25 protein-coding genes are annotated in these 14,739 nt (G+C 59.8%); all 25 read left to right on the forward strand.

The features are described from left to right. Positions 1-709: 709 nt before the first annotated feature. The gene (gene rpsL / locus AC1DUY_RS29490) at positions 710-1,081 is read left to right on the forward strand and encodes a 30S ribosomal protein S12 (protein ID WP_068731626.1); all 372 of its coding nucleotides are present in this window, start codon (positions 710-712) and stop codon (positions 1,079-1,081) included. A gap of 15 nt (positions 1,082-1,096) precedes the next feature. Further along, positions 1,097-1,567: a 30S ribosomal protein S7 gene (gene rpsG, locus AC1DUY_RS29495; protein ID WP_068731502.1), complete on the forward strand. Its 471-nt coding sequence runs from the start codon at positions 1,097-1,099 to the stop codon at positions 1,565-1,567. A gap of 30 nt (positions 1,568-1,597) precedes the next feature. Then, on the forward strand, positions 1,598-3,670 hold the full coding sequence (gene fusA, locus AC1DUY_RS29500; protein WP_089268268.1) for an elongation factor G: 2,073 nt from the start codon (positions 1,598-1,600) through the stop codon (positions 3,668-3,670). Between the two features lie 39 nt (positions 3,671-3,709). Continuing rightward, positions 3,710-4,900, forward strand: coding sequence for an elongation factor Tu (tuf, locus tag AC1DUY_RS29505; protein WP_184517871.1), 1,191 nt, complete (start codon positions 3,710-3,712; stop codon positions 4,898-4,900). A gap of 83 nt (positions 4,901-4,983) precedes the next feature. After that, the gene (rpsJ, locus tag AC1DUY_RS29510) at positions 4,984-5,292 is read left to right on the forward strand and encodes a 30S ribosomal protein S10 (protein WP_013166261.1); all 309 of its coding nucleotides are present in this window, start codon (positions 4,984-4,986) and stop codon (positions 5,290-5,292) included. A 51-nt stretch (positions 5,293-5,343) separates the two neighbouring features. After that, the gene (rplC, locus tag AC1DUY_RS29515; RefSeq protein WP_478118919.1) at positions 5,344-6,072 is read left to right on the forward strand and encodes a 50S ribosomal protein L3; all 729 of its coding nucleotides are present in this window, start codon (positions 5,344-5,346) and stop codon (positions 6,070-6,072) included. 1 nt (position 6,073) lies between these two features. Next, the gene (gene rplD, locus AC1DUY_RS29520) at positions 6,074-6,694 is read left to right on the forward strand and encodes a 50S ribosomal protein L4 (RefSeq protein ID WP_089268169.1); all 621 of its coding nucleotides are present in this window, start codon (positions 6,074-6,076) and stop codon (positions 6,692-6,694) included. Then, a complete protein-coding gene (locus AC1DUY_RS29525; RefSeq protein WP_068731492.1) occupies positions 6,691-6,990 on the forward strand; it encodes a 50S ribosomal protein L23 in 300 nt (99 codons plus the stop codon). Before rplD ends, AC1DUY_RS29525 begins: the two co-directional genes overlap by 4 nt. A gap of 12 nt (positions 6,991-7,002) precedes the next feature. Continuing rightward, positions 7,003-7,836 (forward strand): 50S ribosomal protein L2, encoded by an 834-nt coding sequence (gene rplB / locus AC1DUY_RS29530; RefSeq protein WP_068731490.1) that lies wholly within the window; start codon positions 7,003-7,005, stop codon positions 7,834-7,836. A 12-nt stretch (positions 7,837-7,848) separates the two neighbouring features. After that, complete coding sequence (gene rpsS, locus AC1DUY_RS29535; RefSeq protein WP_089268170.1) at positions 7,849-8,127, forward strand: 30S ribosomal protein S19; 279 nt, start codon at positions 7,849-7,851, stop codon at positions 8,125-8,127. A 10-nt stretch (positions 8,128-8,137) separates the two neighbouring features. Further along, entirely contained in the window at positions 8,138-8,524 is a 387-nt protein-coding gene (gene rplV, locus AC1DUY_RS29540; RefSeq protein WP_068731486.1) for a 50S ribosomal protein L22, read from the forward strand. Positions 8,525-8,543: 19 nt separating this feature from the next. After that, entirely contained in the window at positions 8,544-9,242 is a 699-nt protein-coding gene (rpsC, locus tag AC1DUY_RS29545) for a 30S ribosomal protein S3 (RefSeq protein WP_068731624.1), read from the forward strand. 32 nt (positions 9,243-9,274) lie between these two features. After that, positions 9,275-9,688: a 50S ribosomal protein L16 gene (rplP, locus tag AC1DUY_RS29550; RefSeq protein WP_089268171.1), complete on the forward strand. Its 414-nt coding sequence runs from the start codon at positions 9,275-9,277 to the stop codon at positions 9,686-9,688. A gap of 4 nt (positions 9,689-9,692) precedes the next feature. After that, positions 9,693-9,902 (forward strand): 50S ribosomal protein L29, encoded by a 210-nt coding sequence (gene rpmC / locus AC1DUY_RS29555; RefSeq protein WP_089268172.1) that lies wholly within the window; start codon positions 9,693-9,695, stop codon positions 9,900-9,902. A 10-nt stretch (positions 9,903-9,912) separates the two neighbouring features. Continuing rightward, positions 9,913-10,161 (forward strand): 30S ribosomal protein S17, encoded by a 249-nt coding sequence (gene rpsQ, locus AC1DUY_RS29560; protein WP_089268173.1) that lies wholly within the window; start codon positions 9,913-9,915, stop codon positions 10,159-10,161. A 41-nt stretch (positions 10,162-10,202) separates the two neighbouring features. Continuing rightward, the gene (gene rplN / locus AC1DUY_RS29565; RefSeq protein WP_068731479.1) at positions 10,203-10,571 is read left to right on the forward strand and encodes a 50S ribosomal protein L14; all 369 of its coding nucleotides are present in this window, start codon (positions 10,203-10,205) and stop codon (positions 10,569-10,571) included. Beyond that, positions 10,571-10,885, forward strand: a complete 315-nt coding sequence (gene rplX, locus AC1DUY_RS29570) for a 50S ribosomal protein L24 (protein WP_068731477.1) — start codon at positions 10,571-10,573, stop codon at positions 10,883-10,885. The genes rplN and rplX overlap by 1 nt, the downstream gene beginning before the upstream one ends. Further along, positions 10,878-11,438 carry a 50S ribosomal protein L5 gene (gene rplE, locus AC1DUY_RS29575; RefSeq protein ID WP_120291946.1) on the forward strand — a complete coding sequence of 187 codons (561 nt, stop codon included), beginning with the start codon at positions 10,878-10,880 and terminating at the stop codon, positions 11,436-11,438. Before rplX ends, rplE begins: the two co-directional genes overlap by 8 nt. Before the next feature lie 43 nt (positions 11,439-11,481). Further along, the gene (gene rpsN, locus AC1DUY_RS29580) at positions 11,482-11,787 is read left to right on the forward strand and encodes a 30S ribosomal protein S14 (RefSeq protein ID WP_089268175.1); all 306 of its coding nucleotides are present in this window, start codon (positions 11,482-11,484) and stop codon (positions 11,785-11,787) included. Between the two features lie 12 nt (positions 11,788-11,799). After that, positions 11,800-12,198, forward strand: a complete 399-nt coding sequence (gene rpsH / locus AC1DUY_RS29585) for a 30S ribosomal protein S8 (RefSeq protein ID WP_089268176.1) — start codon at positions 11,800-11,802, stop codon at positions 12,196-12,198. A 13-nt stretch (positions 12,199-12,211) separates the two neighbouring features. Beyond that, entirely contained in the window at positions 12,212-12,745 is a 534-nt protein-coding gene (gene rplF / locus AC1DUY_RS29590) for a 50S ribosomal protein L6 (protein ID WP_089268177.1), read from the forward strand. 11 nt (positions 12,746-12,756) lie between these two features. Then, complete coding sequence (rplR, locus tag AC1DUY_RS29595; protein WP_068731467.1) at positions 12,757-13,119, forward strand: 50S ribosomal protein L18; 363 nt, start codon at positions 12,757-12,759, stop codon at positions 13,117-13,119. Positions 13,120-13,206: 87 nt separating this feature from the next. Beyond that, the gene (gene rpsE, locus AC1DUY_RS29600; protein WP_068731465.1) at positions 13,207-13,779 is read left to right on the forward strand and encodes a 30S ribosomal protein S5; all 573 of its coding nucleotides are present in this window, start codon (positions 13,207-13,209) and stop codon (positions 13,777-13,779) included. 80 nt (positions 13,780-13,859) lie between these two features. Further along, a complete protein-coding gene (gene rpmD, locus AC1DUY_RS29605) occupies positions 13,860-14,054 on the forward strand; it encodes a 50S ribosomal protein L30 (RefSeq protein WP_068731463.1) in 195 nt (64 codons plus the stop codon). Positions 14,055-14,169: 115 nt separating this feature from the next. Beyond that, complete coding sequence (rplO, locus tag AC1DUY_RS29610; RefSeq protein ID WP_068731461.1) at positions 14,170-14,655, forward strand: 50S ribosomal protein L15; 486 nt, start codon at positions 14,170-14,172, stop codon at positions 14,653-14,655. Positions 14,656-14,739: the final 84 nt, after the last annotated feature.

A 14,739-nucleotide genomic window follows, 5' to 3' on the forward strand; every position in this document is an offset into this window, starting at 1 on the left:
CGGCGGCGTACCGCTCCACTCGACGCTCCGGTAACATTTGCTCCTGATCGGCGCTGCCCGGTGTGCCGATTCGGGACGCGATACGGCTTGCGTCGGATGCGAGTCGGCGGGGCAGGGCGCAAAAATTCCGCAACCCAGGCGATTCTCTTTCATCAAACTGCAACGAATCCGAGTCGCGGATTCTTTCGTGGATGACATGGCGGGCGTCGAAATCGCGTATGTTCTGTCATGATCCACATGCTAGAAGATGCAGTGCGAGAAGCGTTTCTTTCATCGCGCTTTGTTGTTGACTTGGGTATCCCCTGCGGATACAACCCGGCCATTCAACGACAGGCGGTGAGCTTCGCCAGTGTCGGAACGGATCACCCGGTCGGCTTTTCGGAGCTAATCGGGCACCAACCTCGACCAAGAAGCTCAAACGCTGTCGCTATATCAAGGCAATGCCAAAACGACGTTTGTCTCCTGAGAGACTTCTCTCTTGAGATTAAATTCGAATGCATGACCTCGGTGCAGACCTAAAGACGCAAGTCTGGCGGTCATGATCGCGGTCCTCTGTGGCGTTAAGCGCTTTCCGTTCAGCAATGAATGGTTGGCGTGATTTCGTTTTGCGTGAAGCTTTTCACGTGATGCGAACCGTGGGGCAGGTTGCTCCGATGTGATTTTGAGGAAGCCGTTACGGCTTCGAGCGAACTAAAGGGTGAAGGCTGACATGCCGACGATCAACCAGCTGATCGCTACTCCGCGCGCAATTCAGAAGTCGCGCAAGAAGGTTCCTGCGCTGCAGCAGTCGCCGCAGAAGCGCGGCGTTTGCACGCGCGTCTACACGACGACTCCGAAGAAGCCGAACTCGGCGCTTCGTAAGGTTGCCAAGGTGCGTCTGACCAATGGCTTCGAAGTCATCGGTTACATTCCGGGTGAAGGTCATAACCTTCAGGAGCACTCCGTGGTCATGATCCGCGGCGGTCGCGTCAAGGATTTGCCCGGCGTGCGTTACCACATTCTCCGCGGCGTGCTGGATACCCAGGGCGTCAAGAACCGTAAGCAGCGTCGTTCGAAGTACGGCGCGAAGCGTCCGAAGTAAGCCGGGGTCTGATCGATGTCTCGTCGCCATTCTGCTGAAAAGCGTGAAGTTAACCCGGATCCGAAGTTCGGGAACGTCATCGTCACCAAGTTCATGAATTCGATCATGTATGACGGCAAGAAGTCTGCCGCCGAAACCATCGTTTACGGTGCTTTCGAAATGATCGAAGCGAAGACCAAGCAGGGTCCGCTCGGCGTGTTCGAGCAGGCTCTGGAAAATGTGATGCCGACGATCGAAGTTCGTTCGCGTCGCGTCGGTGGCGCCACCTATCAGGTGCCGGTTGAAGTCCGCAGCATTCGGCGCCAGGCGCTGGGCATTCGCTGGCTGATCACCGCTGCGCGCGCTCGCAACGAGAAGACCATGACCGAGCGTCTCTCGGCTGAGCTGCTCGATGCGTCGAACAACCGTGGTAACGCCGTGAAGAAGCGGGAAGACGTGCACAAGATGGCGGAAGCCAATCGCGCATTCTCGCATTATCGCTGGTAACGGCGAAACTCGGAATTTAAGGAACATCCCATGCCTCGCGTACATGCCATTGAGGACTACCGTAACTTCGGTATCATGGCGCATATCGATGCCGGTAAGACGACAACGACCGAGCGCATCCTCTATTACACCGGCAAGAGCCACAAAATCGGCGAAGTGCACGAAGGTGCCGCGACGATGGATTGGATGGAGCAGGAGCAGGAGCGTGGCATCACCATCACGTCCGCCGCTACCACTGCATTCTGGAACGGCCATCGCCTGAACATCATCGATACCCCCGGCCACGTCGACTTCACGATTGAAGTCGAGCGTTCGCTGCGCGTGCTCGATGGCGCTGTATGCGTTCTCGACTCCAACCAGGGCGTCGAGCCGCAGACCGAAACCGTCTGGCGTCAGGGCGACAAGTACAAGGTTCCGCGGATCGTTTTCGCGAACAAGATGGATAAGACCGGCGCTGACTTCTACAAGTGCCTGCAGGACATCATCGACCGTCTCGGCGCAAAGCCCGTTGCGATCCAGCTGCCGATCGGCGCTGAGAACGATTTCGTCGGCATGGTCGATCTGGTGATCATGAAGGCCTATATCTGGAACAATGAGGCCCTCGGCGCGAAGTACGAGACCGTCGACATTCCGGCTGACCTGGTCGAGAAGGCCAAGGAATATCGCGAGAAGCTGCTCGAAGCCGCCGTCGAACTCGACGATGAGGCGATGACTGCTTACCTCGACGGCACCGAGCCGGACGAAGCGACCCTCAAGCGTCTGATCCGTAAGGCCGTGCTGACTGGCGCGTTCTACCCGGTTCTCTGCGGCTCGGCCTTCAAGAACAAGGGCGTGCAGCCTTTGCTCGACGCGGTTGTCGATTATCTGCCGTCGCCGGTTGACGTTCCTGCCATCAAGGGCACGGACGAAGACGGCAACGAGATCCTCCGCAAGGCGGACGACAAGGAGCCGCTGGCTCTGCTCGCATTCAAGATCATGGACGATCCGTTCGTCGGCACCATCACGTTCTGCCGCATCTATTCGGGTGTTCTGCAGAGCGGCACCGGTGTCGTGAACTCGACCCGTGAGAAGAAAGAACGTATCGGCCGCATGCTGCTGATGCATGCGAACAACCGCGAAGACATCAAGGAAGCCTTTGCCGGCGACATCGTCGCTCTGGCTGGCCTCAAGGAAGCCCGCACCGGTGACACGCTTTGCGATCCGGACAAGCAGGTCATTCTCGAGCGTATGGAATTCCCGGAGCCGGTGATCGAAATCGCGATCGAGCCGAAGTCCAAGGCCGACCAGGAAAAGCTGGGCGTCGCTCTGGCGAAGCTCGCTGCGGAAGATCCGTCATTCCGCGTGTCGACCGACCACGAGTCCGGCCAGACCATCCTGAAGGGCATGGGCGAACTCCATCTCGACATCAAGGTCGACATTCTGCGCCGTACCTACAAGGTCGACGCGAATATCGGCGCACCGCAGGTGGCGTTCCGTGAGAAGATCACGAAGCGCGCTGAAGTCGACTACACCCACAAGAAGCAGACCGGTGGTACCGGCCAGTTCGCCCGCGTCAAGTTCGTGGTCGAGCCGGGCGAGCCGGGTTCGGGCTTCGTGTTCGAATCCAAGGTCGTCGGTGGTTCGGTTCCGAAGGAATACATCCCCGGCGTCGAAAAGGGTCTCAACAGCGTCATGACCTCGGGCGTGGTCGCGGGCTTCCCCGTGGTCGACGTTCATGTCCAGCTGGTTGACGGCGCCTATCACGACGTCGACTCGTCGGCACTGGCCTTCGAAATTGCTTCGCGCGCGGCACTCCGCGACGCGCTGCAGAAGGGCAAGTCCGTTTTGCTCGAGCCGATCATGAAGGTCGAATGCGTGACCCCGGAAGACTACACCGGTTCGGTCATCGGCGACTTGAACTCGCGGCGCGGTCAGATCCAGGGTCAGGACATGCGCGGCAACGCCAACGTCATCAACGCGATGGTGCCGCTCATGAACATGTTCGGTTACGTGAACACGCTGCGCTCGATGAGCCAGGGTCGTGCAACGTTCTCGATGTCATTCGATCACTACGCGGAAGCGCCGGCCAATGTGTCGGCAGAAGTCCAGAAGAAGTTTGCCTGATTGTCGTTAGCGACAGTTGACGACTAAACGGAGAGAGTCATGGCCAAAGCAAAATTTGAACGTAACAAGCCGCACTGCAATATTGGTACGATCGGTCACGTTGACCACGGCAAGACGTCGCTGACGGCGGCGATCACGAAGGTGCTGGCAGAGACGGGCGGTGCCACGTTCACCGCTTACGACCAGATCGACAAGGCGCCCGAGGAAAAGGCCCGCGGCATCACCATTTCGACGGCTCACGTCGAATACGAGACCGCCAACCGCCACTATGCGCACGTCGATTGCCCCGGCCACGCCGACTATGTGAAGAACATGATCACCGGCGCCGCGCAGATGGACGGTGGCATCCTGGTCGTGTCGGCYGCYGACGGCCCGATGCCGCAGACCCGCGAGCACATCCTGCTCGCCCGCCAGGTCGGCGTKCCCGCGTTGGTCGTGTTCCTGAACAAGTGCGACATGGTCGACGATCCGGARCTGCTCGARCTSGTSGARATGGAAGTSCGYGAAYTGCTCTCGAAGTACGACTTCCCGGGCGAYGACATTCCGATCATCAAGGGTTCGGCGCTSGCCGCTCTCGAAAACTCGGACCAGAARCTCGGTCACGACGCGATCCTCGAATTGATGAAGAACGTCGACAGCTACATCCCGCAGCCGGAGCGTCCGGTTGACCAGCCGTTCCTGATGCCGGTGGAAGACGTGTTCTCGATCTCGGGCCGTGGTACGGTCGTGACCGGCCGCGTCGAGCGCGGCATCGTCAAGGTCGGCGAGGAAATCGAAATCGTCGGTATCCGCGCCACGCAGAAGACGATCTGCACCGGCGTTGAAATGTTCCGCAAGCTGCTCGATCAGGGTCAGGCCGGCGACAACATCGGCGCGCTGCTGCGCGGCACCAAGCGTGAAGACGTCGAGCGCGGCCAGGTGCTGTGCAAGCCGGGTTCGGTGAAGCCGCACACCAAGTTCAAGGCCGAGGCTTACATCCTCACCAAGGAAGAGGGTGGCCGTCACACGCCGTTCTTCACCAACTACCGTCCGCAGTTCTACTTCCGCACCACCGACGTGACCGGTGTTGTGCATCTGCCGGAAGGCACCGAAATGGTGATGCCGGGCGACAACATCGCGATGGAAGTGCACCTGATCGTGCCGATCGCGATGGAAGAGAAGCTGCGCTTCGCCATCCGTGAAGGCGGCCGCACCGTCGGTGCAGGCGTCGTCGCTAGCATCATCGAGTAAGGACGCGAACAGGAAGTCGTGAGTAGCGGGTCTCGCTACTCGCTACTCGCAACAACCATTCGCTTTCAAAGAAAGACACGGCAATGAACGGCCAGAATATCCGCATTCGTCTCAAGGCGTTCGATCATCGCATCCTCGATGCATCGACCCGTGAGATCGTAAGCACCGCGAAGCGCACGGGTGCACAGGTCCGTGGACCCATCCCGCTGCCGACGCGCATCGAGAAGTTCACGGTCAACCGTTCGCCGCACGTCGACAAGAAGAGCCGCGAGCAGTTCGAGATGCGCACTCATAAGCGTCTTCTCGATATCGTCGATCCGACCCCGCAGACAGTCGATGCTTTGATGAAGCTCGACCTGGCCGCCGGTGTCGACGTCGAGATCAAGCTCTAAGTATTTAGGTCCCGTCCGGTCAAACGGACAGAAAGAACAGGAAGCACGCCGATGCGCTCCGGAGTGATCGCACAAAAGGTCGGGATGACCCGGGTCTTCACAGACGCCGGTGAACATATCCCTGTGACCGTGCTCAAGCTGGGTAACTGCCAGGTGGTTGGCCACCTCACCAGCGAGAAGAACGGTTACGTCGCGCTGCAGCTCGGATCGGGCTCGCGCAAGACCGTGTATTTGCCCAAGGCTGAACGCGGCCAGTTCGCGGTCGCCAAGGTTGAACCCAAGCGGAAGGTCGCGGAATTCCGCGTGTCGGAAGACGCGCTGATCCCGGTCGGCGCCGAGATTCAGGCAGACCACTTCGTGGTTGGCCAGTTCGTCGACGTCACCGGCACCTCGGTCGGTAAGGGCTTCGCCGGTGGTATGAAGCGCTGGAATTTCGGCGGTCTTCGCGCCACGCACGGTGTGTCGGTTTCGCATCGTTCGATCGGTTCGACCGGTGGTCGTCAGGATCCCGGCAAGACCTTCAAGAACAAGAAGATGCCCGGTCATATGGGTGTCGATCGTATCACCACGCTCAACCTGCGCGTCGTGCAGCTTGATGTCGAGCGCGGCCTGATCCTCGTCGAAGGTGCCGTTCCCGGCTCCAAGGGCGGCTGGATTTCGGTTCGCGATGCGGTGAAGAAGGCTCTGCCGAAGGACGCGCCGAAGCCCGGCAAGTTCAAGCTGGCAGGAGAGGGTGCTGCAACCGTTGAAGCACCTGCGGCCGAGCAGGAAGGAGCGTGAGATGAAACTGAACGTCACCACGCTTGAGGGCAAGGACGCCGGCTCGATCGAGCTGTCGGATGCCATCTTCGGTCTCGATCCGCGCGCCGACATCATCCAGCGTTGCGTCAACTGGCAGCTCGCAAAGCGCCAGTCGGGCAACCACAAGGCTAAGGGCCGCGCCGAAATCTGGCGCACCGGCAAGAAGATGTACAAGCAGAAGGGCACCGGCGGTGCTCGTCACGGTTCGGCTCGCGTTCCGCAGTTCCGCGGCGGTGGTCGTGCCTTCGGTCCGGTCGTTCGCTCCCACGCGTTCGATCTGCCGAAGAAGGTCCGTGCACTCGCGCTGAAGCATGCTCTGTCGGCGAAGGCCAAGGACGGCGGCTTGATCGTGATCGAGAACGCCAACCTGGAAGCCGCCAAGACCAAGGCTCTGCTCGGTCACTTCACGGGTCTCGGCCTGACCAACGCGCTGATCATCGATGGCGCCGAGGTTCATGTCGGTTTCGCTCAGGCGGCCCGTAACATTCCGAACATTGACGTGCTGCCGATCCAGGGCATCAACGTCTATGACATTCTGCGTCGTCAGAAGCTGGTTCTGACCAAGGCGGCGCTTGATGCGTTGGAGGCGCGCTTCAAATGAAGAATATCGACCCGCGCCATTACGACGTGATCGTCGCCCCTGTGGTGACGGAAAAGGCCACTGTCGCTTCTGAATTCAACAAGGTTGTTTTCAAGGTCGACGGCAAGGCCACCAAGCCGCAGATCAAGGAAGCCGTCGAAAAGCTGTTCGACGTCAAGGTAAAGAGCGTGAACACGCTGGTTCGCAAGGGCAAGACGAAGATCTTCCGTGGCAACCTCGGTTCACAGTCGAACGTCAAGCGTGCGATCGTGACCCTCGAAGAGGGCCACCGCATCGACGTTACGACCGGACTGTAAGGGCGATCAACGATGGCACTTAAGACATTCAACCCAACGACACCCGGCCAGCGTCAGCTGGTCATGGTGGATCGTTCCGCGCTGTACAAGGGCAAGCCTGTCAAGGCTCTGACCGAAGGCAAGCACTCGGCTGGCGGTCGTAACAACACCGGTCGCATCACGGTGCGCTTCCGTGGCGGTGGCCACAAGAAGTCCTATCGTATCGTCGACTTCAAGCGTTCCAAGGTCGACGTTCCGGCCGTGGTCGAGCGTCTGGAATACGATCCGAACCGCACCGCGTTTATCGCGCTGATCAAGTACACCGATGGCGAGCAGGCTTATATCCTGGCGCCGCAGCGTCTGGCCGTTGGCGATACCGTCATCGCCGGCAGCTATGTCGACGTGAAGCCGGGCAATGTCATGCCGCTCGGCAACATGCCGATCGGCACGATCATCCACAACGTCGAGATGAAGATAGGGAAGGGCGGCCAGATCGCTCGTTCCGCTGGCACCTATGCCCAGCTCGTCGGTCGTGACCATGATTACGTGATCATCCGTCTGAATTCGGGCGAACAGCGCCTGGTTCATGGTCGTTGCACCGCCACCATCGGCGCTGTGTCGAACCCGGATCACATGAACATCTCGATCGGCAAGGCCGGTCGTACCCGCTGGCTCGGCTGGCGTCCGCATAACCGCGGCGTCGTCATGAACCCGATCGACCATCCGCACGGTGGTGGTGAAGGTCGTACCTCGGGTGGTCGTCACCCGGTTACGCCCTGGGGCAAGCCGACCAAGGGCAAGAAGACCCGGTCGAACAAGTCGACCAACAAGTTCATTCTCATCAGCCGCCACAAGCGGAAGAAGTAAGGATCGCCGGACATGGTTCGTTCAGTCTGGAAAGGCCCGTTCGTCGAGGGTTCGCTGCTCAAGAAGGCAGATGCCGCTCGTTCGTCTGGTCGTCATGATGTGATCAAGATCTGGAGCCGTCGCTCGACGATCTTGCCGCAGTTCGTGGGTCTCACCTTCGGCGTTTACAACGGCCAGAAGCATGTACCTGTCGCTGTGAACGAGGAAATGGTTGGTCACAAGTTCGGCGAGTTCTCGCCGACCCGTACCTTCCATGGCCACGCCGGCGACAAGAAAGCCAAGAAGGGCTGAGGACTAAGTCATGAGCAAGCCAAAGCGCGAACGGAGCCTCCCGGATAACGAGGCCAAGGCGATCGCCCGCATGTTGCGCGTGAGCCCGCAGAAGCTGAACCTGGTTGCGCAGATGATCCGCGGCCGCAAGGCTTCGGCTGCACTCGCCGACCTGCAGTTCTCGCGCAAGCGGATCGCGGTCGACGTGAAGAAGTGCCTGGAATCGGCGATCGCTAACGCCGAGAACAACCATGACCTCGACGTTGACGCACTGATCGTCTCCGAGGCGCATGTCGGCAAGGGCATCGTGATGAAGCGTTTCAGTCCGCGCGGCCGTGGCCGTTCGGGCCGTATCTTTAAACCGTTTGCGCAGCTGACGATTGTCGTTCGTCAGGTCGAAGCAGAAGCAGCAGCGTAAGCAGGCGCAGGAGAATAAGATGGGTCAGAAGATCAATCCAATCGGTCTGCGTCTTGGCATCAACCGTACGTGGGATTCACGTTGGTATGCCGGCAAGAACGAATACGGCAAGTTGTTGCACGAAGACGTCAAGATCCGCGAGATCCTGCATAAGGAGCTCAAGCAGGCTGCCGTCGCCAAGATCATCATCGAGCGCCCGCACAAGAAGTGCCGCGTGACCATTCAGTCGGCTCGTCCGGGTGTTGTCATCGGCAAGAAGGGCGCTGACATCGACAAGCTTCGCAAGAAGGTTGCCGACATCACATCGTCGGACGTGGTGATCAACATCGTCGAAATCCGCAAGCCGGAGCTCGATGCGACCCTGGTCGCCGAGTCGATCGCGCAGCAGCTCGAGCGCCGCGTTGCGTTCCGCCGTGCGATGAAGCGGGCAGTGCAGTCGGCCATGCGTCTGGGCGCCGAAGGCATTCGTATCAACTGCTCGGGTCGCCTGGGCGGTGCGGAAATCGCGCGTATGGAATGGTATCGCGAAGGTCGCGTGCCGCTTCACACGCTGCGTGCGGATATCGATTACGGCGTAGCCACCGCGTTCACGACGTTCGGCACCTGCGGCGTCAAGGTCTGGATCTTCAAGGGCGAAATCCTCGAGCACGATCCGATGGCTCAGGACAAGCGCATGGCCGAGGGTGACAATTCCCGGCCGCGTCGCGACGCTGCTTGAGCGTTTAATTAGAAGGTTTGAGGGCGTAAGCCATGATGCAACCAAAGAAGACCAAGTTCCGGAAGGCGCATAAGGGCCGGATCCACGGCGTTGCGACTTCGGGCGCCACGCTGGCTTTCGGTCAGTTCGGCCTGAAGGCAATGGCGCCGGAACGTCTGACCGCGCGTCAGATCGAAGCTGCCCGTCGCGCGCTGACCCGTCACATGAAGCGTGCCGGCCGCGTCTGGATCCGGGTGTTCCCGGATCTCCCGGTTTCTAAGAAGCCCGCTGAAGTCCGAATGGGCTCCGGCAAGGGTACCCCGGAACTGTGGGTTGCGCGCGTCAAGCCAGGCCGAGTGATCTTCGAGATCGACGGTGTCACCACGCAGATTGCCAAGGAAGCGATGACCCTCGCTGCCGCCAAGCTGCCGATCAAGACGCGTTTCGTTACGCGCATTGCGGAGTAGAGCCATGGCCGAAATGAAAACCAGCGATATCCGCGCAATGAGCCCCGATCAGATGGACGACGCCGTCCTCAATCTGAAGAAGGAGCGTTTCAACCTGCGCTTCCAGCGCGCCACCGGGCAGCTGGAAAACACCTCTCGCCTTCGTGAGGCGCGTCGTGATATTGCACGAATCAAGACCATCGCCGCGCAGAAGCGCGACGGTAAGTCGAAGTAAGGGGCCGAACATGCCGAAACGTACTCTGCAGGGCGTGGTCGTCAGCGACAAGCAAGCCAAGACGGTTGTTGTTCGCGTTGACCGTCGCTTTACGCACCCGATCTACAAGAAGACCATTCGCCGTTCGAAAAACTACCATGCCCACGACGAGAACAACGAGTTCAAGCCGGGCGACATGGTGTGGATCGAAGAGAGCAAGCCGATGTCGAAGCTGAAGCACTGGACGGTTGTCCGGGGCGAACAGAAGAAGACTGCCTAAAAATCGCGCATTAGCGCATAAACAGAGGACGAGGTGCATCAATGATTCAGATGCAGACCAACCTCGACGTGGCCGATAATTCAGGCGCACGCCGTGTCATGTGCATTAAGGTGATTGGTGGATCCAAGCGCCGTTATGCATCCGTTGGCGACGTAATTGTCGTATCGATCAAGGAAGCCATCCCACGCGGGAAGGTGAAGAAGGGCGACGTCATGAAGGCGGTCGTCGTGCGCGTCCGCAAGGACATTCGCCGCCCGGATGGCTCTGTCATCCGCTTCGATCGCAACGCTGCCGTGCTGATCAACAATCAGTCCGAGCCGATCGGTACCCGTATCTTCGGGCCCGTGCCGCGTGAGCTGCGCGCCAAGAACCACATGAAGATCATCTCGCTTGCGCCGGAGGTGCTGTAATGGCTGCCAAAATTCGCAAGGGTGACAAGGTCATCGTGCTGAACGGTCGCGACAAGGGCCGTACCGGCGAAGTGTTTGAAGTGCGCCCGACCGAGGGCAAGGCGCTGGTTCGCGGCGTCAACCTGGTCAAGCGTCACCAGAAGCAGACCCAGGCACAGGAAGGCGGCATCATCTCGAAAGAGGCGCCGATCCAACTGTCCAACATCGCGATCGTCGGCAAGGACGGCAAGCCGACTCGCGTTGGTTTCAAGATCCAGGCTGATGGCACCAAGGTGCGCATCGCCAAGCGTTCGGGAGCAGAGATCGATGTCTGAGACCGTCTACATTCCGCGCCTGCGCGTCGAATATGATAAGTCCATTCGTGCCAAGCTGACTGAACAGTTCGGCTACGAAAATGTCATGCAGGTTCCGCGCCTCGACAAGATCGTCCTGAACATGGGCGTTGGCGAAGCTGTGAACGACCGCAAGAAGGCCGAAACCGCTGCCAGCGACCTGTCGCTGATCGCCGGTCAGAAGGCCATCGTGACCTATTCGCGCGTTGCTATCGCGACCTTCAAGCTGCGTGAAAACCAGCCGATCGGCGCCAAGGTGACTCTCCGCAAGACGAAGATGTACGAGTTCATTGATCGTCTGGTGAACGTCGCTCTGCCGCGCGTGCGAGATTTCCGTGGCCTGAACGCCAAGAGCTTCGACGGCCGTGGCAACTACTCGCTCGGTCTCAAAGAGCACATCATTTTCCCGGAAATCGATTTCGACAAGGCCGGGGATACGCCGCTGGGCATGGACATCACGGTGTGCACCACTGCGCGCACCGACGACGAGGCCCGCGCTTTGTTGACCGCTTTCAATTTCCCGTTCCGGCAGTGAGTAGCTGAAAAGCTTCTCAAACGCGGTAACCCAGGAGCCAAGCATGGCAAAGAAGAGTTCGATCGAGAAGAACAACCGTCGGAAGAAGATGTCCGCGAACGCTGCGCCGAAGCGCGCGCGTCTCAAGGCCATCATCGCCGACAAGACCAAGCCGATGGAAGAGCGGTTCGCCGCAACGCTGAAGCTCGCCGAGCTTCCGCGCAATTCATCGCCCGTTCGGATCATGAACCGTTGCGAAATCACCGGTCGTCCGCATTCGGTCTATCGTATCAACAAGCTCAGCCGTATCGCGCTGCGTGAACTCGGCTCGAAGGGCCTGGTTCCCGGGCTCGTGAAGTCCAGCTGGTAAGGGGGGCGGAACATGTCGACCCACGATCCAATCAGCGATCTCATCACCCGTATCCGCAATGCGCAGATGCGTACCAAGTCCAAGGTTTCGACCCCGGGCTCCAAGATGCGCGCCAACGTGCTCGAAGTGCTGAAGAACGAAGGCTACATCCGTGGCTTCGCCAGCGTCGAGCATTCGTCGGGCCGTTCGGAACTCGAGATTGAACTCAAGTATTTCGATGGCGAACCGGTCATCCGCGAAATCGAGCGTGTTTCGAAGCCAGGACGTCGCGTTTACGTCTCGGTGAAGAACCTGCCGCGCGTGAAGAACGGCCTCGGTATCTCCGTTTTGTCGACGCCCAAGGGAATTATGGCCGACCACGACGCGCGCGACGCGAATGTGGGCGGTGAAGTTCTCTTCACGGTGTTCTGAGGAAGGATCAGTCATGTCACGAGTTGGCAAGAAGCCAGTGGCGGTGACCGCGGGAGTTACCGCGTCCGTCGAAGGCCAGACCGTCAAGATGAAGGGCCCCAAGGGCGCTCTTCAGTTCGTCGTGCACGACGACGTGGTGGTGAAGATGGAAGAGGGCGCAATCAAGGTTGCTCCTCGCGTCGAAACCAATCGCGCCCGTGCACTGTACGGTACCGCTCGCGCGCAGATCGCGAATCTGCTCGAAGGCGTTACCAAGGGTTTCGAGAAGAAGCTCGAGATCACCGGCGTCGGTTATCGTGCGGCCCTGCAGGGCAAGAACCTGCAGCTGGCGCTCGGTTACAGCCACGATGTCGTCTACGCGATCCCGGAAGGCATCACCATCACGGTGCCGAAGCCGACCGAGATCAACGTCGCCGGCAACGACTCGCAGCGCGTCGGTCAGGTAGCCGCGGAGATCCGCAGCTATCGTCCGCCGGAGCCCTATAAGGGCAAGGGCGTACGTTATTCCGACGAGTTTATCTTCCGCAAGGAAGGCAAGAAGAAGTAACGGAGCCGGTCATGTCGAAACTCAAGATTACGAATGCCCGGCGCAAGCAACGCGTGCGGCTCTCGCTCCGCCGGACTGCCAATGGCCGTCCGCGCCTGTCGATCTTCCGTTCGTCGAAGCACATCTACGCGCAGGTCATCGACGACCTGAAGGGCGAGACGCTCGCTTCCGCGTCGTCGCTGGAGAAGGCGATGCGCGAAACCGGCAAGACCGGTGCGGACGTCGATGCGGCGCAGGCTGTCGGCAAGCTGCTGGCAGAGCGCGCGGTCAAGAATGGCGTCAAGGAAGTGGTGTTCGACCGTGGTCAGTATCTGTACCACGGCCGCGTCAAGGCGCTGGCAGATGCGGCTCGCGAAGGCGGGCTCAGCTTCTAAGCGATTTCACTTTCGTTGATTTGCAAGTTGCAGATTTGAACGGACACAGGGTTAGAAGCGAAAGCTTCGCAAGGATTGGAAAACACCATGGCAGGTGAACGCGAACGCGGCGGACGCGACCGGGGCCCCCGGGAAGAGCGTGATAGTGAGTTCGTCGACAAGCTCGTCCACATCAATCGTGTGGCGAAGGTCGTCAAGGGCGGTAAGCGCTTCGGCTTTGCGGCTCTGGTCGTCATTGGCGATCAGAAAGGCAGGGTCGGGTTCGGTCACGGTAAGGCCCGTGAAGTTCCGGAAGCAATCCGCAAGGCAACCGAGTCGGCCAAGCGCAACCTGACGCGCGTCGCTCTGCGCGAAGGTCGCACGCTGCATCACGACATCGCTGGCCGTCATGGCGCGGGTCGCGTGTATCTGCGTGCTGCTCCGGCTGGTACCGGCATCATCGCCGGCGGTCCGATGCGCGCTGTGTTCGAAACGCTGGGTATCCAGGACGTGGTGGCCAAGTCGATCGGTTCGTCGAATCCCTACAACATGGTTCGCGCCACTTTCGACGCGCTGAAGCATCAGGATTCGCCGCGTTCGGTTGCTGCTCGCCGCAACATCAAGGTGTCCACCCTGCAGTCGCGCCGCGTTGGCGGTGACGCCGAGCTGGTTGCCGAATAACAGGCATGATTCGGAAAAGTGGATCTCCGCTTTTCTGATGAGGATCATGCCCTCTAAAAAGACTTTTTGGAGTTATCACGATGGCCAAGGCCGCAAAGATGATCAAGGTCGAGCAGGTCGCCAGCGCAATTCGCCGGCACCACTCGCAGCGTTCTACGCTGATCGGCCTCAAGCTCAACAAGATCGGTCGCGTCAGCGAATTGCAGGACACTCCTGAAGTTCGCGGCATGATCACCAAAGTGCAGCACCTCGTCCGCGTGGTCGAGGATAAGTAAGTTCACGTCGTCTCACTGCGGCCGCCAGGTTGCCGCAGGGATGACACTGTTGACCTTCGAGGTCCGGATCTGCCGGTAAGCCTCGGGAAGACAGGGCGAAACAGGGAAAAGAACGATGAAGCTCAGCGATATCGCCGATAACGCCGGCTCCCGTAAGAAGCGTATGCGCGTCGGCCGTGGCATCGGCTCCGGCAAGGGCAAGACCGCGGGTCGCGGCGGCAAGGGCCAGACCGCGCGTTCAGGCGTCCGCATCAAGGGCTTCGAGGGCGGCCAGATGCCGTTGCATCGTCGTCTGCCGAAGCGCGGCTTCAACAACATCTTCCGTCTCGATTACGCCGAGATCAACCTGGACCGTCTCCAGGACGCGATCGATGCGAAGACCATCGACATCAAGGCCGTGATCAACGCTGAATCGCTGGTGAAGGCTGGCGTTCTGCGCCGCTCGAAGGCCGGTGTGCGTGTTCTCGGCCGTGGCGAGATCAAGGCCAAGATCAACATCGAAGTGCACGGCGCCACCAAGACGGCGATCGAAGCCATCGAGAAGGCCGGCGGTTCGGTGAAGATCATCGCGCCGAAGAAGGCCGACGGCGAAGCTGCGTAACATCTGCGGCATCGCCTGCGTCTGTGGGCGGCCTTGCGTGATGTGGCAGTAGATTTTATCAATGCCGAGCACCAAATAATGTCC

It is taken from the genome of Tardiphaga sp. P4_G1 (genome assembly GCF_056401215.1).